The organism is Rhizobium sp. NFR03 (assembly GCF_900111275.1).
Lineage (GTDB): Bacteria > Pseudomonadota > Alphaproteobacteria > Rhizobiales > Rhizobiaceae > Ferranicluibacter.
Genome location: NZ_FOGR01000004.1, coordinates 211,875 through 233,259 on the forward strand (window position 1 = coordinate 211,875; position 21,385 = coordinate 233,259).

At 62.2% G+C, this 21,385-nt stretch carries 18 protein-coding genes; 14 read left to right on the top strand and 4 right to left on the bottom strand.

The window, feature by feature from the left end:
• Window positions 1-106 precede the first annotated feature (106 nt).
• Window positions 107-1,117 (bottom strand): AraC family transcriptional regulator, encoded by a 1,011-nt coding sequence (locus tag BSG19_RS14215; protein ID WP_170865978.1) that lies wholly within the window; start codon window positions 1,115-1,117, stop codon window positions 107-109.
• A gap of 865 nt (window positions 1,118-1,982) precedes the next feature.
• Here BSG19_RS14215 and poxB point away from each other — a divergent pair.
• Window positions 1,983-3,725, top strand: coding sequence for a ubiquinone-dependent pyruvate dehydrogenase (poxB, locus tag BSG19_RS14225; RefSeq protein ID WP_092988688.1), 1,743 nt, complete (start codon window positions 1,983-1,985; stop codon window positions 3,723-3,725).
• A gap of 16 nt (window positions 3,726-3,741) precedes the next feature.
• Here the strand turns inward: poxB and BSG19_RS14230 are convergent, their stop codons facing one another.
• Window positions 3,742-4,629 carry a LysR family transcriptional regulator gene (locus BSG19_RS14230; protein ID WP_092988689.1) on the bottom strand — a complete coding sequence of 296 codons (888 nt, stop codon included), beginning with the start codon at window positions 4,627-4,629 and terminating at the stop codon, window positions 3,742-3,744.
• A 100-nt stretch (window positions 4,630-4,729) separates the two neighbouring features.
• On the opposite strand from BSG19_RS14230, the gene BSG19_RS14235 reads away from it, so the two are divergent.
• The 9 genes from BSG19_RS14235 (at window position 4,730) to BSG19_RS14275 (ending at window position 14,326) form a co-directional block, all read left to right on the top strand.
• A complete protein-coding gene (locus tag BSG19_RS14235; protein ID WP_092989074.1) occupies window positions 4,730-5,830 on the top strand; it encodes an aldo/keto reductase in 1,101 nt (366 codons plus the stop codon).
• Between the two features lie 500 nt (window positions 5,831-6,330).
• On the top strand, window positions 6,331-6,921 hold the full coding sequence (locus BSG19_RS14240; RefSeq protein ID WP_092988690.1) for a DUF4360 domain-containing protein: 591 nt from the start codon (window positions 6,331-6,333) through the stop codon (window positions 6,919-6,921).
• Window positions 6,922-7,020: 99 nt separating this feature from the next.
• The gene (locus BSG19_RS14245; protein WP_092988691.1) at window positions 7,021-8,418 is read left to right on the top strand and encodes a DUF4360 domain-containing protein; all 1,398 of its coding nucleotides are present in this window, start codon (window positions 7,021-7,023) and stop codon (window positions 8,416-8,418) included.
• Between the two features lie 236 nt (window positions 8,419-8,654).
• A complete protein-coding gene (locus BSG19_RS14250) occupies window positions 8,655-9,122 on the top strand; it encodes a chemotaxis protein CheW (protein WP_170865979.1) in 468 nt (155 codons plus the stop codon).
• Between the two features lie 304 nt (window positions 9,123-9,426).
• Window positions 9,427-10,227, top strand: a complete 801-nt coding sequence (locus BSG19_RS14255; RefSeq protein ID WP_244529253.1) for an ABC transporter ATP-binding protein — start codon at window positions 9,427-9,429, stop codon at window positions 10,225-10,227.
• Window positions 10,224-10,988, top strand: a complete 765-nt coding sequence (locus BSG19_RS14260) for an ABC transporter ATP-binding protein (RefSeq protein WP_092988692.1) — start codon at window positions 10,224-10,226, stop codon at window positions 10,986-10,988. Before BSG19_RS14255 ends, BSG19_RS14260 begins: the two co-directional genes overlap by 4 nt.
• Window positions 10,985-11,896 carry a branched-chain amino acid ABC transporter permease gene (locus BSG19_RS14265; protein WP_092988693.1) on the top strand — a complete coding sequence of 304 codons (912 nt, stop codon included), beginning with the start codon at window positions 10,985-10,987 and terminating at the stop codon, window positions 11,894-11,896. Before BSG19_RS14260 ends, BSG19_RS14265 begins: the two co-directional genes overlap by 4 nt.
• Window positions 11,893-12,882: a branched-chain amino acid ABC transporter permease gene (locus tag BSG19_RS14270; protein WP_092988694.1), complete on the top strand. Its 990-nt coding sequence runs from the start codon at window positions 11,893-11,895 to the stop codon at window positions 12,880-12,882. Before BSG19_RS14265 ends, BSG19_RS14270 begins: the two co-directional genes overlap by 4 nt.
• Entirely contained in the window at window positions 12,866-14,326 is a 1,461-nt protein-coding gene (locus BSG19_RS14275) for an aldo/keto reductase (RefSeq protein ID WP_092988695.1), read from the top strand. The genes BSG19_RS14270 and BSG19_RS14275 overlap by 17 nt, the downstream gene beginning before the upstream one ends.
• Window positions 14,327-14,356: 30 nt before the next feature.
• On the opposite strand, the gene BSG19_RS14280 is transcribed toward BSG19_RS14275, so the two are convergent.
• On the bottom strand, window positions 14,357-15,562 hold the full coding sequence (locus tag BSG19_RS14280; protein ID WP_092988696.1) for an MFS transporter: 1,206 nt from the start codon (window positions 15,560-15,562) through the stop codon (window positions 14,357-14,359).
• A 110-nt stretch (window positions 15,563-15,672) separates the two neighbouring features.
• Between BSG19_RS14280 and BSG19_RS14285 the strand changes: the two genes are divergently transcribed.
• A complete protein-coding gene (locus BSG19_RS14285) occupies window positions 15,673-16,479 on the top strand; it encodes an AraC family transcriptional regulator (RefSeq protein ID WP_092988697.1) in 807 nt (268 codons plus the stop codon).
• A gap of 124 nt (window positions 16,480-16,603) precedes the next feature.
• Window positions 16,604-17,653 (top strand): ornithine cyclodeaminase, encoded by a 1,050-nt coding sequence (locus BSG19_RS14290; protein ID WP_092988698.1) that lies wholly within the window; start codon window positions 16,604-16,606, stop codon window positions 17,651-17,653.
• A 22-nt stretch (window positions 17,654-17,675) separates the two neighbouring features.
• Here the strand turns inward: BSG19_RS14290 and BSG19_RS14295 are convergent, their stop codons facing one another.
• Entirely contained in the window at window positions 17,676-19,334 is a 1,659-nt protein-coding gene (locus BSG19_RS14295) for a calcium-binding protein (protein WP_092988699.1), read from the bottom strand.
• A 368-nt stretch (window positions 19,335-19,702) separates the two neighbouring features.
• Here BSG19_RS14295 and BSG19_RS26100 point away from each other — a divergent pair, with 368 nt between their 5' ends.
• Window positions 19,703-19,879 carry a hypothetical protein gene (locus BSG19_RS26100; protein WP_170865980.1) on the top strand — a complete coding sequence of 59 codons (177 nt, stop codon included), beginning with the start codon at window positions 19,703-19,705 and terminating at the stop codon, window positions 19,877-19,879.
• 358 nt (window positions 19,880-20,237) lie between these two features.
• A complete protein-coding gene (gene bcsN / locus BSG19_RS14300) occupies window positions 20,238-21,353 on the top strand; it encodes a cellulose biosynthesis protein BcsN (RefSeq protein WP_170865981.1) in 1,116 nt (371 codons plus the stop codon).
• Window positions 21,354-21,385: the final 32 nt, after the last annotated feature.

A 21,385-nucleotide genomic window follows, 5' to 3' on the forward strand; every position in this document is an offset into this window, starting at 1 on the left:
GATGTAGTGTTGCGCATCAGCGATTGGCTGAATGCTCGTTCCGAGCGCCGCCGCCATCGATCCGGAAGAACACAGGCGCAATCCCGCGTTCCAGCTGAAAAGTGCGTTATCGCTCGTTCTCTGAAAGGATCGTGCCTGAAACGGATGGTTGGCGAGGGGGAACCTTCCCACCGTGGTCCCTGGCACGCCGGGCCTCGGCAGGTGACAGGCCGAATGCCTTCTTGAAACTCTGGCCAAAGGCCGCGTAGGACCCGAACCCCCATGTCTCGGCAACTGCCTTCAGGGGAATCTCGACGTTTGAAACGACCATCTCGTGAGCCCGGCTGAGCCGAAGAAGCCGCTGGTAGTCCGTGATGGTCTGTCCGGTGACCGACTGAAAAGCGTATTGGAGCGTGCGTTTGCTCACGGAACTGAGGTCTGCGAGCACTTGGGGCGCGATATGACGGTGAGGGTTTCCGTGAATGTGGTTCAGGGCACGCTTGACGTGCCGCGGCGCGATCGTCGGCAGGTCGTCGCTAAGCACGGCTAGGTAATTATTGGGAAAAAGCTGGAGAAAACAATCGACGATCAGGTTCCGCAGGCTTTCGTTACGCGAGGCAAGGAACGTTTTCGTCCTGAGGATCGGCGCGGCGGGCAGAACTTGCAACTGGTCTCGCAGAATATCCAGATTCTCCAGATCCCCATCCGGAAAGCTTACGAATTCGAGGCTTCGCTCGACCGGTCTGTCCAGCAGAACGGAGAGACGTTTTTGAAAGAGCGCGGTGGGAATGCTCACCGAGATATATTCGCAATCACCGCTTAGCTGCAGTGTCTCCGGCTGTCCTGCCGGTAGAGCGACGATGCTATGCGGCTCGCCAGCGCCATACGGCCGCTGCCGCAGAAAGCCATCTGTGTAACAGAAGAGGAAGAACTTTCGTTCGGATTGTGGATGGGCCGTAATCTCAAGCCGACCCTTAAGATGATGGCATTCTATCAAAACGTCATCGATATCCAATCGGTATACGATCACCGAGACCCCATCACCCGAAAAGGTGAGCAGGGAGCGCTTCTGGGGATTTCCTCCGGGCGAATTCGGACCATTGTCCTGTTCGCTGAATATGCCGATGTTCCTAAACACTTTCCATCTCGAAATTCTGGCGCCGAGCGCTGATGACGCTCGCCTTGTTCCGCATGATCGGACCTGTCACCAAAGCTGCGTCTGTCCTGGTGACCTTGCTCGTCGCGTCGATACAACGAGCTGACGGCTTGTGTTCCACAGCCTCAAACCCAACCCATAGGGCGATCCACACCTTCAGAAATATCCGTCTCCTCCGACAACGCCGCGTTCGCGGGATAACCGCAAGCCGACGCATCCCGTTGAAGAATTAGAATATCGTGTATTTCTATCTTATCTTAAAGGCATCATTAACACAAATAATCCGAAATCTAGGGATTCTTTACCGCGTCCTACGCAATCCACACGATCCCGACCCGCCGAACAGCGCTGAATCGTATCAGAGCCGCAGAGATCGTCTGCCGAAAGACGTCGCTATCGATCGACCCGTTTCCCTGAGTTCGCGCCAGCTTCGCGAGAGAACGACCACCAGAACGGGAGCGCTGCAGGAATGGCCATCTTGTCGTAGACGCGTGGCGCGGTGGCATCGTTTTGAGGACGTTCTAGCGTCACTTCCTACCAGAGAACGTGCTCCACTGGCTGCACCGGTTTCGACCGCTCCCCGGCACCGGTCAGATGTTCGAGATCGATTTGGATCGTTCGGCAAATCGAGGTCAGCGGGACGTCGTCTATAAGGTGCAGTGCAGCAAATCGAGCGCACTGCACACCCTTTTTTTACGGCGCCTTGTCGCCGAGGAAACCACATCGCGCCGATCTCTTCGAAGCGACCTCGACTGCGGGGCCTACCGCCATAGATCTTCCCGTATCGCCCGCCCAACGATCCGCTTTGTGATCGACAATCCGTCTCGCACTTTCAGGAGCTTCCGCCATGGCAAAGACTGCAGCTGATCTCGTGACCGAGGTTCTTCATCAGGCCGGCGTTCGCCGCATCTATGGCCTCGTCGGCGACAGTCTGAATGCGATGACGGAATCTCTGCGCAAACGCGGCGATATAGACTGGGTGCACGTGCGCCATGAGGAGGTGGCAGCCTTTGCAGCGGGCGCGGAAGCCGCCCTTACGGGAGACCTCGCCGTCTGCGCGGGCTCCTGCGGACCTGGCAACCTGCATCTGATCAACGGCTTGTTCGATTGCCACCGCAGCCGGGTTCCCGTGCTCGCCATTGCCGCGCAGATCCCCTCGCAGGAAATCGGCCGCAACTACTTTCAGGAGACGAAGCCGGAAGAGCTGTTTCGCGCCTGCTCGGATTATTGCGAACTGGTCTCCCACCCCGAACAGCTGCCAGGCATTCTGGAAACAGCCATCCGCAGCGCGCTTGGAAATCGAAGCGTCTCGGTGGTGGTGATCCCTGGCGATATCGCGCTTTCGGCCTATGAGGCTCCGATCTCCGCCGCCGCTGGCCTGCGGCTTGCAGCCCCCGTGGTCACCCCCGCTGCGGCGGAGCTTGGGGCGCTTGCCGAGATCCTCAACAAGGGCGAGCGGGTAACGCTGTTCTGCGGCCGCGGCTGCGCGGGGGCGCATGACCGGGTGGTGCAGCTTGCCGAAGCGCTGAAGGCGCCGATCGTCCATGCACTCGGCGGCAAGGAGCATGTAGAGTGGGACAACCCCTATGATGTCGGCATGACCGGCCTGATCGGGTTCAAGTCCGGCTATCAGGCGCTGATGGACTGCGACACGCTTCTGATGCTTGGCACGGACTTTCCCTACCGCCAGTTCTTTCCGAAGGATGTGACGATCGCGCAGGTCGATCTGCGGCCGGAAAATATCGGGCGGCGGACGCCGCTCGCGCTGGGCGTCGTTGGCGATATCGGCGCGACGATCGAAGGGCTCCTGCCCCGGCTGGACCGCAAGACCGACGAGACGTTCCTGAAGAAGAGCCTCGCCAACTACAAGAAGGCGCGCAAGGGGCTTGACGATCTCGCGACGGGAACGCCTGGACGCAAACCGATCCATCCGCAGTACCTCACGAAGGTCATCAGCGAGCAGGCTGCGGACGACGCGGTCTTCACCTTCGACGTCGGCACCGTCACGGTCTGGGCGGCGCGCTATCTGAAGATGAACGGACGCCGGCGGATGCTGGGTTCACTTGCACACGGCTCCATGGCCAATGCGATGCCACAAGCGATCGGCGCGCAGGCCGCCTTTCCCGGCCGGCAGGTCATCAGCCTTTCGGGCGATGGTGGTTTCACCATGCTCATGGGCGATTTCCTCACGCTGGCGCAACAGAACCTGCCGGTGAAGGTCGTGATCTACAACAACGGCTCACTTGGCTTCGTCGCGCTGGAGATGAAGGGCGGCGGCTTCTTGGAGTTCGGAACCGACCTGAAAAACCCGAACTTCGCCCTGATGGCGCAGGCCATGGGCATCCACGCAATCCGTGTGGAGGATCCGGGCCAATTGGAAGACGCGGTCGCCAGCGTGCTGGCCCATCCGGGCCCTGCTCTGCTCGACGTCGTCACCAACCCGCAGGAGCTTTCCATGCCGCCGGTCGTCACGGCCGACGAGGTCAAGGGCTTTGGCATCTGGGGTATGCAGGCCGTGCTGAACGGACGCGGCGACGAGATCATCGACCTGCTGAAAGGTGGGAACGTGCTGAAATCGATCTTCCGCTGAGACGAAAGACGTCACCTCAGCTCCGCATGACGTCGAGAAAGGCCCGAAATGCGGCGCTCGGCTGGCGCCGATTGGGGTAGTAAAGGTGGTTGGGCGGCAGGATCGGCGCCCAGCCGTCGAGAACCTCGACCAGCGTTCCGGATGCGAGATGGCTTTCCACGTGCGCACGCGGAAGACAGGCGATACCGAGGCCGTTCAGGGCCGCGTTGCACATGACATCCACGTCATTGGTGACGAAAGAACCCGGGATCGCCCGCTCGAAGCGCCGACCATCCACGACAAATTCCCAGACATGGATCGTGCCGGAGGACGTGTAGCGATAGCAGATACAATGATGACGACCGAGATCATCCGGCGTTTCAGGCAAAGCATGATCGCGGATATAGGTCTTCGTCGCCACGAACACGAGCGGCACCGGCGGGCTGATGGGTACCGAAATCATGTCGCGCTGCAGCTCGCCCTGATGACGCACGCCGCAATCGAAACGCTCTGCTACGATGTCGACAAGCCCGTCATTGACGACGAGTTCGACCGCGACATCAGGGCATGCATGCGAAAAACCGGCGAGCTTCGGCAGCACGACATGGACCGCCGCGGTCCTGTGGGCGTTGATGCGGATGCGGCCCGTCGGCCGGTCGCGCGCCATATCCAGCGCACCGAGCGCCAGATCGACCGCATCCATGGCCGGACGAAGCCGATCGAGCAGCGCTTCGCCGGCGCTGGTTGGCGCAAGAGAGCGCGTTGTCCTGTCGAGAAGACGAATACCGAGGCGGGTCTCCAGAGCGCGCATGGCATGGCTGAGGGATGAGGGCGATTGCCCGAGCCGCGCGGCGGCCTTTGCAAAACTACCGGCCTCCACGATCTCCACGAATACTGCCATTCCCGACCAGAGATCGCGATCCATTGATGAATTCCTTTCAGCAACCCGTGCAGGATGAGAGGTCTAGTCCGCCCTGTCCCTGCCGTCCATATGACGCAGCATGATCCAACAGGGACGCCGCTTCATGAACCTTCAAACCTATCGCTCGCTCGGTCGCTCGGGCCTTCTCGTCAGCCCGCTCGCACTTGGCACAATGACCTTCGGCACGCCGCGCTGGGGCGCGGGCGAAGAGGAGAGCCGCGCCATATTCGACCGGTATGTGGAGCACGGCGGAAATTTCATTGACACGGCGGACGTCTATTCCGGCGGGCGTTCCGAAGAGATGGTCGGTGCTTTCGTGCAGGAACATGGCCTGCGCGACCACATGGTAATCGCTACGAAATCCGGCTTTTCGAACGGGCGCGGCGTTCACGGCGGCGGCAACGGCGCGCGTCATATCCGTGCTGCCATCGAAGCCTCGCTACGCCGCCTTCAGACGGATTTCATCGATCTATACTGGATCCATATCTGGGACGGGATCACGCCGGCAGCAGAACTGTTGCAGACAATGGCGGCGCTCGTCCAGTCCGGGAAAATCCGCTATTGGGGGCTTTCCAATACGCCTGCTTGGTATGCGGCAGAACTCGCAACGCTCGCCGCGACGCGCGGCTTGCCGGCACCGATCGGTCTTCAATATTTCTACGCCCTTGTCGAACGCGGCATCGAAGCCGAGCATGTTCCCCTTGCTCGTGCCTTCGGGATGGGCCTCGTGCCGTGGAGCCCTCTTGCCTATGGGCTGCTGACCGGAAAATATGATCGCGCGACGGTGGAAGCCGGACCGGCGCGGGCGGGCGGCGTTCCGAATGAAGCCGGCCCCACCGAAGCCGCGCGGCCGGAGGATGACAAGCGGCTCGATGGCAATAACCCGTTCGGCGACACGCTCTTTACGGAGCGCAACTGGTCCATCGTGGATGTGCTGAAACGCGTGGCAGACGAGGCCGGCGAAACCCCTGCCCGGATCGCACTTGCCTGGGTTGTCGGCCGTCCCGGCGTCGCCTCCACGCTGATGGGCGTCAGCCGTGCCGGGCAGGTGACCGACAATGTCGGCGCGCTCGGCCTGGCGCTCTCGCCAGAGCATGTTGCAGCGCTGGAAGAGATCAGCAGTGGGTCACCGTTCCTCTACCAGCTTTTCCAGCCGTCCGTGCGCAATCAGGTGGTCTTCGGCGGCGCCGATATCAGAAGCTGATCGTCAGCGTACGCAGGGTCCGACATTCGAGCGGCAGACCCGTGGGCGGTAGAGCCGTTCGTAACCACCTTCCCGAGCACGGATCGCCTGTTTGCGCTGGTGATCCTGCAAGGCCTGCGATGAACTCGCCGGCCTGACAGAAACGACCGGAGCGGACTGCGGTGTCGAACAACCCGCGAGCATGACGGCGAGCGCCAGCAGTTTGACGGCGTTCGTGGGTAGAGCCGGTATTCCCATCAAAATTCCTTATTCTCGCCGTTTCCCGGCGTTTCCCAACCCTTACCGAAGGTTTTTGCGCAATGCGTGACGCCGGACATGATCCTGCCATTAAATGGCGCGATTTCGACCGCGTTTGATTAAAACTCCCTTAATCACGCCGCTCTACTTCTAACGCCTTCTGATGTGAATTGCAGCCGAACGGATTGCTCAGCGACGGTTCATATCGGCACACCTATTTTCCTGCCAGGGCTTGATGCTCACTACCTGAAAGAGGAAGTTCAATGAAGAGATTCGGTCTCCTGCTGGCGTCGCTGTTCATCTCGTCCGCGGCCTATGCCGACGACATTTCCCTCGGCGTTCCCGGCTATGGCGGTAGCGGTTGCCCGTCGGACAGCGTCTCCGCTACGATCAGCCCGGACGGCAAGGCTCTGAGCCTGCTGTTCGACAACTACATCGTCCAGGCTGGCGGCGACACGGGCAAGAACATGGACCGCAAGACCTGCAACGTCGCCATTCCGGTTCACGTGCCCCAGGGCCGCAGCGTTTCGGTTCTTGCTGTCGACTATCGCGGCTTCAACCAGCTGCCGCGCGGCGCCCGCTCGCAGTTCAACGTCGAGTACTTCTTCGCGGGAACGCGCGGACCGACGTTCGTCAAGACCTTCTCCGGTCCGAGCGAGCAGGATTACCTGATCTCCAACAAGATCGTGGCGGATTCCATGATCTGGTCGGCCTGCGGTGAAGACGTCAACCTGCGCACCAACTCGAGCATCCGCGTCAACACGACGCGTGGCCAGGAAGCCATGGCGACTGTCGATACGCAGGACGTGAAGGCGGCAATCGTCTATCAGCTGCAGTGGAAGACCTGCAACTAACATGATCCGTCAACGGGGGTGGTATGCGTTTGCCACCCCCGTCGATTGCTTCCCTGCCTGCCCTCTCTTGTCCCGTCGTTTCGCTCACGAGAACCGTCCATGCGCCACAGAACATCGTTCGCCCTCTGTCTCCTGAGCATCGCGGCCGTGGCACCCGCCCGTGCCGACGCCGCAGACGGATGCGCGGACGGGACGTTCTCCAGCGTCACCTCGCCTGATGGCAATGCGACCAGTGTGCTCTTCGACGACTTCTCAGCAACCGCCGGCGGCGGCGCCGGCACATCACGCGCCATGAGCACCTGCCAGTTGAGCATCCCGGTTACCCGGCCCGATGGCATCAGCGTCTATGGTGTGGATTATCGTGGCTTCGTTACGACGCAAGACGGACAGACCGCACAGATCGTGACGCTGCAGGACGGCCGGCAGGTTCTGAAATATGATGTGACGGGGCCGGCGGAGGATGATGTTTCCACCGTCGGCAAGGTCGGCATCTCCGGTTCGGATACGCTCGGCCTCACGGTTGTCGTGGAAGCGACGGCGCCGATCGATCCCGACAATCCCGACGCCACCCTGCTTCTCGACACGGTGGATGTCGCGCGCCTCGGCTTTACCACCCTGTCGTCGGTCACAGCCTCGACGGAACAGCTTGCGCGCCAGAGACAGGCGATTGCCGCGGAACTCATCGGTACGGCCCAAGGGCTTCTCGGCGAGGGCGAACGCTTTGATGCGGGTAGCTCGATCAGCCTCTTCGGCTCGTCCAGCGCGGCAGCCGGCTTCAAGGGACGTTGGGAAGCCGGAAGCGGCATCACCGTTCTCGGCGGCGCCGCCATCGTCAATCCCGACGACGACAACGTCTCGGTCGATACGCTGGCGCTGCTTGCAGGCGCGGTCCGCTATACGACGCCGCAATCGACCTGGCGTGCCTTTGGCGAAGTCGGTCTCTGGGGCTCCCCGAACGTCACGGCGGATCTGTCACGCAGCTATCTCAACGTCGAAAACATCGTTTCCGCCAGCGGGACTGTGGATGGCTCGCTTCTAAGCTCGTACGGGCGGATCGGTGCCGTTTTCGCGCCTGACCAGGCCAACGAAATCGTCCTCTCCGCACGTTTCACCAAGGCGTGGCTCGACCTCGACGGCTACAGCGAGACAGCGACGGACAGGAACCTTTTCGCGGCAACCGTACACGGCGGCACGTCCAGCGAGAACATCGTCAGTGCCGAGGTTGCCTGGAGCCACCAGACCGAAGGTCGGCTGGACTACACGCTTTCCGGCGCGGTAGGCCGTATCTTCGCTGACGACAAAGCCGTTCATGCATCTGTCGATTGGGTCGGCGATGTATCCGGCCGCGCCCGCGACCAGACCTTCGCCTCCGCAGGCGGCCGCATCGGCGTTCGGCTCGATGACGTCTGGCACCTCGACACCTCGGTCGCCGCCACCTTCCGCCAGTATGACGATCCCGAATGGAACGTCGGTGCGCAGTTGAAGGCAGCGTTCTAAAAAGCGTTTCTGCTTCTCTTCAAATCGCAGAACCACTGCCTCTGCGCGCGTCGACGCAAGTCCAGACATAAAACCGCTTCGTCGCCTTACCGATAATATTCATCCATCCCCCACGCCTCACTTTTCTTTATCTATTATTATTCTGTTTTTGTTATTTACAATGTTTCGCGAGACCGCTTTCGGCGATGCGGTTCCCAGCCGCCGTTGCACTCCAAAGCTGGATGGAGGGAATTTTGATGACGCATGCAGTGAATTCGGGAATGCTGGAAATCATTGCCTTCCGGCTCAACGACCAGGAATTTTGCGTCCGGACCGTTACTATCCGCGAGATTCGCGGATGGGCGCCGGTAACGCCCATTCCTCAGGCTCCCTCGGATGTGCTGGGTGTCATGAACCTCCGCGGCACCGTCATTCCGGTGATCAACCTTGCGCTCAAGCTCGGCATGTATGGTGCCGAACCGACCGAGCGCAGCGCCATCGTGGTCACGGAAGTGCATGGCATGGTGATGGGGCTTCTCGTGGATCAGGTCTCTGACATCCTCATGGTCTCGGCAGACCTGCTTCAGCCGGTTCCCGAGGTTACGTCCTCCGGTGCAACGGCGTTTTCCGATGGCATCATCGTCCAGCCGAACGGCATGATCTGCTTCCTGAATCTGGAACGCATGTTCAACCGGAGCGACGCCGAAATGATGTTCGCCGCGTAAACGGCTTCGACAAGATATCGAGCGACCATATACCGGACGGTCGATATCTCTTTGCTTCAGCCAACGCCGTGCGATGATGGCCAGGCACTCCGTTGAAACACGGCTCCGACTGTCGAAAGTCTGCAACACCCGCAGCGTAAAGCCGAACGCCCGGAACGCTATGGCCGGGTGGCCTAGCTGTGACTTTTTTTTAGTGTTATCAGGAGGTTGGTATAACCTGTCATCCTGACGCGCGCCTCAGGCGTTCGGAAACAGGCTGCCTAACGTAAATCACTGATTTCATTGCAGCCCCGGAATTCTTCGCTTGCCATTCCAGATCGCCTCGACAACGCCGGCCACTGAAAGTCCCGTCATCGACGCACGGGATCTCGTGAAGCGGTTCGAGGGGATGACAGCTGTGGACGGGATGTCGCTGCGGCTGGCGCGCGGCGAGATGGTCGGGCTGATCGGGCCGAACGGAGCGGGCAAGACGACGCTCTTCAACCTCATTGCGGGTACGCTGAAGCCAACGTCGGGCGAGATACGGATTGCGGGGCGCGATGCCTCGCAGGATCGGCCGGAACAGCGGATCAGCCTCGGTATCGGGCGGACGTTCCAGATTCCCAAGCCGTTCCTCGAAATGACCGTGCTTGAAAACGTGCTCGCAGGAGCGCAGCGCCAGGACGGCGAGAGCCTTCTCGCCAATTTCCTGCGCTTCGCCCATGTTCGCCGGCAGGAGAAAGCGGCGATCGAGAAAGCGCGCGCGCTTCTCGCCTTCGTCACCCTCTCGGATCTCGAACACCAGCCGGCACGGGTTCTCTCAGGCGGGCAGCGCAAGTTGCTGGAGCTGGCGCGCATCATGATGGCTGATCCCACCGCAATCCTGCTCGACGAACCCGCGGCAGGCGTCAATCCGGCCCTGCTCGAAACGATCATCGAGCGCGTGACGCGGCTCAACGCCGAGGGCACCTCCATCCTCCTGATCGAGCACAACATGGACATGGTCTCCCGCCTTTGCTCGCGGGTCGTGGCCATGGCGCTGGGCAAGCCACTCGCCGAGGGTACGCCAGCCGACGTCGCGCGCGATCCCGCCGTCATCGAGGCCTATCTCGGAGCCATGGCATGAGCGCCGTTCCGGCTCCGCCGGTTGCCCCGGCGCTCGATCTTCACGCGCTTGTCGCGGGATACGAGCCCGATCTGCCGATCGTCCGCGGCGTGGACCTCGTCGTTCCCAAGGGGGACTTCCTCGTTCTGCTCGGCCCGAACGGTGCGGGAAAATCGACCCTGGTGAAGGCGATTGCCGGCGTCGTGCCGATCCATGCCGGCGCGGTGCTGCTTGGCGGGCAGGACATCACCAGCGTCCCCTCCCATCGCAAGATCGCACGCGGTCTTGCCTTCGTGCCGCAGACGGAAAACATCTTCGCCACACTCACCATCCACGAGAACCTGCAGCTCGCGGCGGCCATTCTGCCAAAGTCTGAGCGCACCGGCAGGATCGACGGACTCTACCGGCGCTTTCCGGATCTTGCGCGCCAGCCCTCGCGGCTTGCCGGTGCCCTTTCCGGCGGGCAGCGCCAGATGCTCGCGGTCGCGCGGGCCCTGATCGTCGATCCCACTGTCCTGATCCTCGACGAACCCTCCGCCGGTCTGTCGCCCAAGATCGTCGGGGAGGTCTTTGCAATGCTCAAGGATATCAACGCCGACGGTGTTACCGTGGTGCTGGTGGAACAGAATGTGAAGGCCGCGCTGGCGATTGCACGGCGCGCCGTCGTTCTGGTCGAAGGCCGCATCCGCCACGAAGGCCCGGCCGACGGACTGTTCGGCGATCCGCTGCTCGCTCGCCTTTACCTCGGCACATCCCACGCAGGGGAGCTCGCCGCGCCATGAACCCGCAATTTCTCATGGACGGCCTCATCGCAGGCGCGATGATCGGCCTCGGTGCCATCGGCGTGACGCTGACCTATTCGATCCTGCGCTTTGCCAATTTCGGCCATGGAGAACTGCTCTCCTGGGGCGCATACCTCGCTCTCGCCGTCAGCGGCGGGCTCGGTCTCCTCTCGACCGGCGTCACGCGGCCGATCGGTCCCTTCTCCTTCGGTTGGTCTCTGCCGCTTGCCGCGATTTTCGCCATTCTTCTCACCGGTCTTCTGGCGCTTGCCGTGGATGCGGTTCTCTTCGGGCGACTTCGGGCGCGCGGAAGTGCGGTCATCATCCTCGTCATGGCGAGTTTCGGCGCATCGCTCGCGCTGCGAAGTCTCCTGGAATTCGTCTTCACCTCGAAGCCAGCCTACTTCACCAAGGCTCTGCAGATCGCGATGCCGGTCGGTGCAGGTTTGAGGGCAACGCCGGACCAGCTGCTCTCGCTCGGCGTCGCTCTTCTTGCGGTGCTTGCCGTGCACGTCCTCATGACGCGAACCGATGTCGGCCGCTCCATGAGGGCGGTCAGCGAGAACCCGGCGCTCGCCGGGATTGCGGGCGTGGATGTGCGCCGCGTCATTCGCGTGGTCTGGATGCTCGGCGCGGGTCTTGCCTGCCTTGCCGGGATCATGACGGGACTGCTCGTGCAGATCCGGCCTTATCTCGGTCACGACCTTTTGCTGCCACTGTTTGCCGCCGCCATCCTTGGCGGCATCGGCAGCGTGCCCGGCGCCATGCTTGCCGGCCTTATCGTGGGCCTGTCGGAAGCAGCAGCCGTCCAGCTGGTCGGCGCCGAGTGGCGCGCAGCCGTCTCCTTCGTCATCCTGGTCTCGGTGCTCCTCTTCCGGCCGCGCGGTCTCTTCGGGAGACCCGCATGAGCATCGATCTTCTCGCCTACGCCGCCTTCTTTCTGACGATGGCGCTGACCTATTCCGTGATGTGCCTCGGTCTGAACCTGCAATGGGGACAGACGGGCCTCTTCAATGTCGGCATCGCCGCTTTCGTGGCTATCGGGGCTTATGTTTCGGCTCTTCTCACCACACCACCCGTGCCGGATCGCTTCGGCGGCTTCGACATGCCGATTGTCTTCGGCTGGTTGGGCGGCGCTGCGGCCGCCGGCCTTGCCGCATGGCTCGTGGGCGCCCTGACGATACGGCTGAGATCGGATTACCTTGCGATCGCAACCTTCGGCGTTGCCGTCTGCGTGCAACTTTGCGTCCTCAACCTGCAGGGTATCACCGGCGGCGCCTTCGGTATCGGCTTCATTCCCCGCCCCTTTTCGCACCTCGCCGGCAACGCACTTGCCTTCGGGCTTGCCAATCTCGCCTTGATGGCTGGCCTTGTGGCCGTGCTCTATCTCGCCCTCGAACATCTGGCGAAAAGCCCCTGGGGCCGTGTGCTCCGGGCGATCCGCGAGGATGAGGCCGCCGCACAGGCGCTCGGCAAGCGACCGATCCGCTTCCGGCTGCAAGCCTTCACCATAGGCGGCGCCATCATGGGGCTTGCCGGGGCAGCACAAGGTCATTTCATCGGTTTCATCGCGCCCGACAATTATCTGCCGGTGCTGACATTCCAGGTGTGGGCCATGCTGATCGTCGGCGGCTCGGGCAACAATCGCGGTGCTATTCTGGGGGCAATCCTGGTCTGGGGGCTGTGGGCTCTCTCGGCCGCAGCCGTTTCCGGCTTCGTACCACCGGAACAACAGGCGCGCGCCGCATCGTTGCAAATCGTCGCGATCGGCGTCGGCCTGTGCGCCATCCTTCTTCTTCGGCCCCGCGGCATTCTGGGCGAGCGCAGCGCGCTCGGCCTCCGCGGAAAACACGGGCGCAGGCCCGGGAGAACCTCTGATGACCGAGCGCCCTGACCGCATAAGCCTCACGTCCGACCTCGAGATCAGCCGCCTGGTCTGCGGCCTCTGGCAGGTCGCCGACATAGAGAAGAACGGCACGATCATCGATCCGGACAGGGGCGCAGATGCCTTGCAAGCCTATGCTCGCGATGGTTTCGACACGTTCGATATGGCCGATCACTACGGTTCGGCCGAAGTGATCACCGGTCGTCTCCTGTCGCGTTATCCCAGTGAACCGCGACCCGTCGCCTTCACGAAGTGGTGCCCGGAGCCCGGACCCATGACACGCGAGATCGTGCGGCGTGGCATCGAGGAGCGTTTGACGCGGCTCGGGGTCGAGAGGATCGACCTTCTACAGTTCCATTGGTGGACCTTCGAGCATCCCGCCTGGCTGGATGCCCTGCACGAGATGCAGCGGCTGAGGCAAGAGGGCCTCATCGGCGCACTCGGTCTGACGAATTTCGACGCGGGGCATCTCGCTCTGGCACTGTCAGACGGCATCGAGATCGCGACCAATCAGGTTTCGTTCTCGCTGGTCGATCGCCGGGCCGCGGGTGCGCTCTCGGATCTTTGTGCAAAGCTCGGCGTCAAGCTGCTTGCCTACGGCACGCTCTGCGGGGGCTTTCTCTCCGAAAAGTGGCTGGGCAAACCGGAACCGGATGCGATCCCCGACTGGAGCCGCTCGAAATACAAGCGCTTCATCGACACAGCCGGCGGTTGGGAAGCGTTTCAGGGCATCCTCGCAGCGGCATCGCGGATCGCCGAGCGACATCACGTCTCTCTATCGAACGTCGCCAGCCGCTGGGTTCTGGAACATCCGGCCGTTGCCGCCACGATCATCGGCGCGCGGCTTGGGGAAAACGAGCATCGCGGCGACAATCTGAAGGTCTTCGGCTTTTCGCTCGACGCGCAGGACCATGCTGATCTCGATGCCGCCTTTGCCGCAACACAACCCATTCCCGGCGATTGCGGCGATGAATATCGCAAGCCGCCATTCCTGACGGCGTCCGGCGATCTCAGCCATCATCTAAGCGCCATTCCCTCGATCTATACGGCCGAGCCTGTTCCCGGCAGGCCGGGGCGCAGCCGTGTCTCCTCCGGCAGCGTCTGGGAACCGATCGCCGGCTACAGCCGCGCCGTCCGCGTGGGCGAGCGTATCCACGTCTCCGGCACGACGGCCACGCACGCAGCCGACCGCTGCGTCGCGCCGGGCGATGCCGGGGCGCAGGCAACCTACATCCTCGACAAGATCGCGGCATCGATCACCGCGCTCGGCGGATCGATGGAAGATGTGGTGCGGAGCCGCGTCTATCTGCGCGACGCCAGCCAATGGGAGCCGGTCTCCCGCGCCCATGGCCGCGTGTTCGGCACCGTCCTGCCCGCCAACACGATGGTGGAGGCGGGCAATCTGATCGGTGATTACGAGGTCGAGATCGAGGCGGAAGCGATTTGCGACTGAGCCGCAGACCAAAGCCGACAGACCGCAGCCTCAGGCGCGCTTTCGACCGGGCAGCTTCGGCAGCAGGACCGTGAGCAGGCCAAGCAGCGGCAGGTAGGAGCAGAGCCGGTAGACGAACTCGATGCCGTAGCGATCGGCGAAGAGGCCGAGGACGGCAGCACCGATGCCGCCGAACCCGAAGGCAAAGCCGAAGAACATGCCGGCGATCAGCCCTACCCTGCCCGGCACCAACTCCTGCGCGAAGACCACGATGGCGGAGAAGGCGGAGGAGAAGATGAAGCCGATGATGATGACCAGCGCCGAGGTCCAGAAGAGATTGGCGTAAGGCAGCATCAGCGCGAACGGGATGACACCGAGGATCGAGAACCAGATCACGACGCGCGCGCCGAACCGGTCGCCGATCGGCCCGCCGAAGAAGACGCCGGCTGCGGACGCGCCGAGGAACAGGAACAACATGACCTGTGCATCCTGCACGCCAACGCCGAACTTCTCGATCGCAAAGAATGTGAAATAGCTGGAGAGGCTAGCGAGATAGGCGTTTTTCGTTGCCGTCAGCACCGTCAGGACAGCCAGCGTCCACAGCACCTGGTTGCGCGGCAGCGGCAGGGCACGATCCAGCATCGGGCGTCCGGCCGTCGCGCGACGGTGGCGCAAATACCATGTGCTGACGTAGGACAGCACGACGAAGCCCACGATGGCGATGATCGAGAACCAGCCAAGCGTCTCCTGCCCGCGTGGAATGACGATGAAAGCCGCGAGCAGCGGCCCGATGGCCGTACCGGCATTGCCGCCGACCTGGAAGAAGGACTGCGCCAGCCCGTGACGCCCGCCGGAGGCGAGCCGCGCCACGCGAGAGGCTTCCGGATGGAAGACGGCGGAGCCGACGCCGATGAGGCAGGCGCCGATGATCAGGACCTCGAAACTATGGGCAAACGCCAGTGTGAACAGCCCCGCGCAGGTTGCAAGCATGGCCGCCGGCAGAGAGAACGGCATGGGCCAGCGGTCCGTCACCACCCCGACCACTGGCTGCAGGAGCGATGCCGTTACCTGGAACGCGAAGGTCAGAAGGCCGATCTGGACGAAATCGAGCGCATAGTTCGCCTTGATCAACGGATAGAGCGACGTGAGCAGCGACTGCATGATATCGTTGAGCATGTGGCAGAAGCTGGCTGCCGCTATGATCGAAAAGGCCATGGTGTCCGCCCGGACCCCGCCTGGTGTGGTTACGCTCGCCATGATTAGCCTCCCCATCCATTTCGGCACATACCGCGCCGTCCGCTCCTCCTACAGATCTTGACGCTGGCCTGCATTTGCGCTCTGGTCCACTTCTTTCGTGAGTGGGCCAAATGCGGTTTGTGGATTTTCCGACGATCGGTGTCGATCTCGATGAGCATCGGCAGAGCCTGAACCGGATCGATGCGGCGCAGGAGCCACTTTACGCGATTGGCCGGAGCTACAAATCCGGCATGCGCAGCCCCATGCACTCGCACCGCAAGACGCAGCTCTGGCACGCGCGCCGCGGCGTGGTGGTGGTTGGCACAAGCGACAGGCGCTGGATGATCCCGCCCGGCCACGGCCTCATCATTCCGGCAGGACTGGAGCACGCATCGGAGACGATGAGCCCTGTGGAGATGTTGTCGATCTACGTCGACACGCAGCTGGCCTTCGTCGAGCGGCCGAAAGTGGTGAACGTCACCACGCTCGCGGCGAACCTGATGGACGAGCTGGTGCGCGACGAGCCGCCGTTCCCGAAACCACGGCGGCGGGAGTTGATCATGGATCTGCTGCTGGACGAGATGCAGCAACTGCCCGAAGTACCGCTCGGCCTGCCCTTTCCGAACGATCCGCGCCTTGCCGCTGTCTGCCGGGCGTTTCTACAGGCGCCGCGCGCCGTTGCGAGCATCGACGACTGGGCCACGACGCTTGCCATGAGCCGCCGGAGTTTCACCCGGTTCTTCCGCGCGCAGACCGGCGTCAGCTTCGTGACATGGCGCCAGCAGGCCTGCCTTTTCGCCTCGCTGCCACGGCTTGCCGCCGGGCACTCGATCACCAGCGTCGCGCTCGATGCCGGTTACGAGAACATCGCGGCCTTTACGACCATGTTCCGCCGGATGATGGGCAGCCCTCCACGGCAATATCTCCTCTCGCGCTGATTGCGCAGTTTGCGCAATCGGACTGCGCAACTTGCTCGATTGCAGACGGAGTGTGACAACCATCTTCCGTTTCCGCGAGCATTTGCGATTGCTACCATCGACCTCTGCAACGAGGAAACACCCCATGTCTGCCCTGCCTTCCGAAAAGGCCCTGATCCCCTTCGTCAGCGTCGAGAACATGATGCGGCTCGTGCATCATCTGGGCATCGAGCGCGTCCTCTCTGAATTGACCGACACGATCGAGGATGACTTCCGGCGTTGGGAGACATTCGACAAGACGCCACGGATCGCCTCGCATTCACGCGACGGCGTGATCGAACTGATGCCGACCTCGGACGGCGAGATCTACGGCTTCAAATATGTGAACGGACACCCGAAGAATATGGCCGCGGGCCTTCAGACGGTGACGGCCTTCGGGCTGCTGGCGGACGTCGCGACAGGATATCCCGTGCTGATGACGGAAATGACGCTGCTGACGGCGCTACGCACAGCCGCGACCTCCGCCATGGCGGCCCGGCACCTTGCTCCGGAGGGAACGCGGGTCATGGCCATGATCGGCAACGGCGCGCAGGCCGAGTTCCAGGCGCTGGCCATGAAAGCCGTACTCGGCATCACGGATGTACGACTCTACGACATCGACATCAGGGCGACCGAGAAGACCATCCGCAATCTCACTGGCTCGGGCCTCGCATTGCACGCTTGCGAAAGTGCCGAACAAGCGATCGAGGGCGCCGGCATCATCACCACATGCACGGCAGACAAGCAGTATGCGACGATCCTCACCGACAACATGATCGGCAGCGGCGTGCATATCAACGCGATCGGCGGTGATTGCCCGGGGAAAACGGAGTTGCACCGGGATATCCTGCTGCGGGCGGACACTTTTGTCGAATATCCACCACAGACTCGTATCGAAGGCGAGATCCAGCAGATGGCGCCGGATTACCCGGTGACAGAGCTCTGGAAGGTCGTACGCGGCGAAGCTGCCGGCCGGCGCGATCCCCGGCAGATCACGCTGTTTGACAGTGTCGGCTTCGCGGTGGAGGATTTTTCCGCGCTTCGCTATGTGCGCTCTGCGCTGGCTGGTACGGATTTCTTCCAGCAGATCGATATCATTGCCGATCCGGACGATCCGCGTGATCTCTTCGGCATGCTCCAGCGCGCCGCCGCCTGAGCCGGCAGCACACGACGAGAGATCAGAAAAAGAAGTCGCCCTTGTCGAGATGGGCGAGCTTCACGCCCTTGAGCAGGATGCTGTCGCCGCCTGTGGCATCGATCATCACATCGCTGCCCACCTGCCGGGCATGGTTCGCCATCAGGTCGGTGAAGCTGGTGATCGCTTTCACGCCGGTCAGGTCGAGAATGTCGTGCGCTTTGCCGCTGGCGGCAAAATCGGTAATGACATCGCGCGCGTCGCCGGTGGCAAAGACGAACTGATCGATACCGGCACCGCCTGTAAGAACATCCGCGCCGCCATGGCCCCAGATCATGTCGTTGCCCGCCTTGCCGTCGATCCGGTTGCCGGCGCCGTTGCCATGAATCTGGTTGGCAAGAGCATTGCCCGTCGCGTTCGCGGCTGCCCTGCCGCCCAGTGTCAGGAACTCGAAATTGTCGGCCAGCGTATAGCTGACGCTGGAGATGACGAGATCGTTGCCGGCACTTTTGGCTTCGACCAGCAGCGTGCGCGCGTTGTCGATGAGATAGGTGTCATGGCCGGCACCACCGGCAACCTTGCCCGTGACGGCGCCACCGCGACCATCGAAGTAATCGTTGCCGCCGCCCAGAAACACATCCCCTTTGATCGTGCCGCTGTTTGTCAGCGATTGCTGGCCATCGCCGCCCTTGAATGCGATGCCTGAAGCCGAGGACAGAACGCCGCTATTGTTGAAGCTGGCGTGATCCGCCTTTGTGAAATCGACCGCACTCCCTTTGGACGCGGAAATCGTGCCGCTGTTGGCGCCGCGCGCGGCGTCACCAACGACGGCGATCCCGACGGCACCGCTTATCGTGCCCAGATTGTTGGCAATGGCCCCACCGGCGGTAATGTTGATGCCAGTGCCGCCGACGGCGATCGTTTTGCTGTTCGTTACCGTGCCGTTCGCGCCGGTAAGCGCAACACCATCGACGCTCGCCTGCAAGGCGCCGGAATTGGTGATGATGGCACTCTTGCCTTTTGCAACGATGCCGCTGGCGCCACTACCGATCGAGCCGTTATTGGTGATCGTTTCGGACGCGCCTGTTGCCACGATGCCATGGCTGCGAGCGCCAATCGATCCATTATTGGTAACGGTCGATCCCAGCCCATCGATGACGATGCCGGCGGCCGTGGCAGATGACACATCCTTGTTGTTCGTCATGGCGCCGCGGTCGCCGGAAAGCTTCACGGCATCCGTCTGTGCGGCCATCCGGCCATTGTTGACGACCATAGCCGCCGCGCCCACCACCAGGGCCGCGCTGCCGGCCGTAGACGAAATGGTGCCTTCGTTCGCTACGTTCGCACTGCCACCGGCCACGCTGATCCCGGCCTGCTTGCCGGAGAGACTGCCACGATTGACAATATCCATCCCGGCAGCCGTCGCTGATATGCCGAAGGCGCCTGCAACGATCGATCCACTTTCCGAGACGACGACGGACCCTTGAAGATCGTCGGCGCTGGATGCGCCGAAGATCACGCCGGACACACCGGCCGTAATCTTCCCGTCGACCACGACGGCACGCGCTTTCGCAAGGCCGGACGCAAGGATGCCGCTATCGGCTGCGGTCACTGTCACGTCATTGACGAGCACCAGCGTCGTGTCAGCCTCGGTGAAGCTCACACTGGTCTTCGTATTCTTTGTCAGGAAGGTCATGACCATGGCGGCACCCTATCGTTGCTGTGGGTGAATTGCGTCTTACAGGACATTCGTGCGGAAATCGACCGGCCATGTCAGCGTTTGCACGCCGACAATCCCGGTCCTGCGATAAATCCGCAACATGCTTAACGCTCACGGGAGCATGTCTCGACCAAAGCTGTCACTGAGTGGAACTTACGACACGCAGGCGTCTTTACACGGCATGAGAGTACGCACTGGAAACCAATCCGTCATCGTGGTCGTCGCCATGTCCGTCGTCTGCATCCTGTTCGTTTACATGGCTTCGTCACGTGTCGAGGATGCTTCAGGTCGAGTTGACCCGAAGGCGAGCATAATCACACCGGACAAGAGCTGAAAAAAGGTGACGTAATATGGCGTTGAACCGAACGGCCCTGAGCATCGCCATCCTCCTCGTCATCATGATCGTGATCGGCTGGCTTGTCATGAGCCCTTCGCAGAACGATCCGGCAAGAGGGACTGCGCCCGCGCCGCCCGCGGACATCCAGACGACACCGAACAATCCTGGGCCGACCACCGGCGCGCAGTAGAGCATTTTCATGCTTGCGGGCGTCGCTTTGGAGGCGCGAAAGCGTCACGCGATATAATCTTCCTGAAGACAGTTGCATACGACGCATCGGCTCTGCCTGCCGCGGACTTCAACAGTGATTCGCTACCGAAAACGTTTCCACGCGTGCTGTCCGCGGCTCCCTCATCGCCCGCAATGCCCTTGCAACTTCGGATTTGCGATAAATCGTCAGCTGCAGAGCAAGAATAGGAAGGGGTTAGCGAATATTAACTAGACGTTAACCATACCGGCAGGAAATAAGGTGGAGGAACCCTGATTCTATCACCGGATGCACGCCGCCCATGTTTCATACAGCTTTCGCAATTGCAGGAAGAACGGCCATGCAGGGCGCGTTTCTAGCCTTGGGCGCCTCGGCACTTTCCGGTTGCACGCAGACAGGCGGCCTCAAGTTAACGTCGGCGCCAACCGAGATTGCGGCTGAAAAGGCGCTGGCATTTCCGCCGCCGGGCGGCCCTGCCATCGTCAGCGTGATCGAGCGAAACTTCTCCAATGCGGTCCAACAGGACATCATTCTGGCGACAGACGCCAGCATCAGCGGCCAGAACTACATTCAGGTGCGCTATTTCGGTCCTGCATCCACGCCGTTTGCGGGCGCGGCACGGCTGCCAACGGGGCTCATGACGACAGCGCAGGCAGTCGGCGAGATGCGGTCGGAATTCCCGACCATCCGGATGAGCATCTCCCCGAGCTTCGTGCAGAACAATTACGGCGCCTTCGCCTATGCTTACGGGACGAATCCGCGCTCCGGCGATGCCTGCCTCTACGGCTGGCAGCAGATCAAGGCACCTGATAACCAGGTGCGCACTTTCCACTACCTCGGCAGGATACAGACCCGCGTGCGCTTCTGCCAGACAGGTGCGTCTCGCGACGAACTGCTGTCGATGATGTACCACTATACGCTGACCGGTGCCTTCGACAGCATCGGCTGGAACCCGTATGGCAACGTTCCGCCTCTCGACCCCTCGGTCGGGCAGCTCGGCCGGCCGATCTACGCCGCAGGCTCCGGCGCCCGGCTTCAGCCACCGACACCGGTCGTAGCACCTGCCGCTCCCGTCCGTACTGCGATCCGCAGCCTGGAAAGCCAGAACACGCGCCCTGCGGCCCGGCGCGTCGAGATCGTCAGGCCGATCGTCCCCGCCGTCGCCATCCCTTCGCCAAGCATGGTTACGCGCCAGCCTGTGACGGACCGTCCGCCCGGGGCCGCGATGGAACCCCAGACGCAGTCTGGCACCCCGCAGTTGCCGGGTCCGGCGGCGACACCTGCGACAGGTCCGGCAAACGGATCCGATACTCTCCAGACACCGAGGCCGACCAGCCAACTGGGGCAGCAGGACCTCACACGCGTATCGAGCGCTTCTCCCATGCAGACCCGGCCCATCATTCCGGCCGTCCCCTGCACGATCTCCCCGACCAGCTCCTGTGCGGGGGACATGTAAACCATGAGCCACATCCATCTGCATTCGCGACA